The following is a 2,515-nucleotide window of genomic DNA, read 5'->3' on the forward strand; positions in this document are numbered from 1 at the left end:
CGGGCGGCGCGGGCTCGTCGGTGAGCCCGAACGCGCCGCGCAGCGCCTCGGCCTGACGGACCGGCAGCCGGGCCACGCGGTCGAGCACCGGGCGCAGCAGCTGGTGCAGCCCGGCGAACGCCAGGTCCCGCTCCGACTCCCTGCCGGTGATCGCCAGCACCCGCATCCCCGCCGCCGAGGCCTCGCGCGCGGCCTCGGCCAGCAGGACGGTCTTGCCCAGACCGGGATCGCCCAGGAGCAGCAGAACGTGGCTCTCCTTGTGGGGCGGGGCGACGAGTTCCCGCAGCAGGGACAGCTCCTCCCGCCGCCCGATCACGTCGGTGTCCTTGCGGGTCATCGCGGAAACGCCACCCTCACCTGGTGTGCAGTCAGGTTGCGGATACCGGACGGCCGCCGCACGGCACAGGGTCGAGTATATGAATGCTGTCGCCCGCGCCGCCCCCTGTGCCGGCCCTTGCGCCTGCCCCCGCGCGCGAGGGAACGCGGATACGTGATGCCGTATGTCGTGGTCGGCCGGGAGAACACCGGTGACATCCGGATCCACTACGAGGACCACGGCGCGGGCCCGCCCGTCGTCCTGGTCCACGGCTACCTCGCCGACGGGCGCTCGTGGGAGAAGCAGGAGGCGGCGCTGCTGACGGCCGGGTACCGCGTCATCAGCTACGACCGGCGCGGCGGCGGCGCCTCCAGCCGGCCCGCCGTGGGCTACGACTACGACACGCTCGCGGGCGACCTGAACACACTGCTGGAAGTCCTGGACGTGCGGGACGCGGTGCTCGTCGGCTGCTGCTCCGGCACCGGGGAACTGACCCGGTACCTGGGAACGTACGGGCAGCGGCGGGTCCGCGGTGCCGCGCTGCTCGCGCCCCTGCCGCCGTTCCTGCCCCGGTCCGGCGCCAACCCGGAGGGCATCGCCCCCGGCGTCCTCGACGCCTTCCTCGGCGAGCTGTCCGCCGACCGCCCGGCGGCGATCAAGACCTACCTGGACCGGTACTACAACATCGACTACTACAACACCGACTACCGCGACGACTCCTGCCCGCCAGGCGTGAGCCGGGTCAGCGACCAGGCGTGGCAGAACAGCTTCCACGTCGCGCTGCGGGTGTCCGCGATCGCGGCCCTGGGCTGCGCGGTCGCCTGGCGGGAGGACTTCCGGGCCGACGTCGCCCGCATCACGGTCCCCACCCTGATCGTGCAGGGCGCCCAGGACAGGATCATGCCGCCCGGCGCGACCGGGAACCGCCTGGCCGGGATGCTGGCCGACGCCCGTCTCGCGGTGCTGCCGGACGGCGGGCACGCGATCATCTGGACGCACGCCGCCCAGGTCAACGAACTACTCGTCGGCTTTCTGCGAGCCCTGCCCGGTTGACCTCTTCGTCGTGCGTCCAGGAGATGGTGCAGTCAACATGCGGATTCCGCCGCCGCGCCCCGGCTGATTCGCTCGGGTCATGGAGCTCACCTCGTACTCAGGTCTGCCGAACGAGCGGGCCAAGGCCGCGAACGGCATCGACTACGCGTACCGCGACACCGGGCCGGCGGACGACGGCACCGGTGTACCGCTGGTCCTTCTCCAGCACTTCCGTGGAAACCTCGACAACTGGGATCCGGCGCTGATCGACGCGCTGGCCTCGGGCCGGCGCGTCATCGCCTTCGACAACGCCGGAGTCGGCGGCTCCACCGGGACGACTCCGCACACCGTGGACCGGATGGCACACGACGCCATCGCCTTCATCGAGGCGATCGGGGCGGCCGGGAGCCCGGGCCCCGGCCCCGTCGACGTACTGGGCTTCTCCCTCGGCAGCTTCGTCGCGCAGCGGATCGCCCTGACCAGGCCGGCGCTCGTCAGAAGGCTGGTCCTCGCCTCGTCGGCCCCGCAGGGCGCCGACGGCATGCACGGCTGGGCCCCCGAGGTCATCGGCGCGGTCGGCAACCCCGAGACCAGCCCCGAGGAATACCTGAGCGTCTTCTTCGCCCGGTCCGAGACGAGCCTGCGGGCCGGCCGGCAGACCCTGCAGCGGATCTACGGCGCCCGCAGTACGGACCGGGACACGGCGACCGACTGGGCGACCCGCGAGGCGCAGTACGACGCGGTGTGCACATGGGGGATCCCCGATCACGCGAAGCTCCAGCGGCTCGGCTGCCTGCGGATGCCCGTGTTCGTGGCGAACGGCGACAGCGACCCGATGATCCTGCCGCACTACTCCCACCTGCTCGCCGGCCTGATCCCGCAGGCCCGCGTGAAGATCTATCCCGACGCGGCGCACGGGTTCCTGTTCCAGCACCACGCGGAGTTCGCCGCGGACGTCGACGCCTTCCTCGACGGCCCCTGATGACCGGCACCCACATGATCGTGCTGCCCGGCGGAGGGTACGCCGAGCACGCTTCGCACGAGGCCGAGCCGGTGGCGGACTGGCTCGGCGGCATGGGCGTGCGGGCGAGCGTGTTCCGCTATCCGCTCCACGCCCGGCACCCGGAGCCGCTCGACGCGCTGCGCGCCGAGATCCGCCGCCGGCGG

Annotated in this window: 4 protein-coding genes; 3 read left to right on the forward strand and 1 reads right to left on the reverse strand. The window is 72.5% G+C overall.

What is annotated here, in order from left to right:
• On the reverse strand, positions 1-337 hold a 337-nt coding region (locus R6V09_RS50740), incomplete at its 3' end, for an AAA family ATPase (protein WP_317888188.1).
• A gap of 156 nt (positions 338-493) precedes the next feature.
• Here R6V09_RS50740 and R6V09_RS50745 point away from each other — a divergent pair.
• The 3 genes from R6V09_RS50745 to R6V09_RS50755 form a co-directional block, all read left to right on the forward strand.
• The gene (locus tag R6V09_RS50745) at positions 494-1,369 is read left to right on the forward strand and encodes an alpha/beta fold hydrolase (RefSeq protein ID WP_317888189.1); all 876 of its coding nucleotides are present in this window, start codon (positions 494-496) and stop codon (positions 1,367-1,369) included.
• A gap of 79 nt (positions 1,370-1,448) precedes the next feature.
• A complete protein-coding gene (locus R6V09_RS50750; protein ID WP_317888190.1) occupies positions 1,449-2,330 on the forward strand; it encodes an alpha/beta fold hydrolase in 882 nt (293 codons plus the stop codon).
• Positions 2,330-2,515: hypothetical protein (locus R6V09_RS50755; RefSeq protein ID WP_317888191.1), on the forward strand; the 186-nt coding region annotated here is incomplete at its 3' end. The genes R6V09_RS50750 and R6V09_RS50755, both read left to right, overlap by 1 nt.

Source organism: Streptomyces sp. W16 (assembly GCF_033194735.1).
GTDB lineage: Bacteria > Actinomycetota > Actinomycetes > Streptomycetales > Streptomycetaceae > Streptomyces.

What these genes read in the sequence shown, in the direction of transcription:
- R6V09_RS50745 (WP_317888189.1), top strand. Translation starts at nt 494, where the DNA reads ATGCCGTATGTCGTGGTCGGCCGGGAGAACACCGGTGACATCCGGATC.
- R6V09_RS50750 (WP_317888190.1), top strand. Translation starts at nt 1,449, where the DNA reads ATGGAGCTCACCTCGTACTCAGGTCTGCCGAACGAGCGGGCCAAGGCC.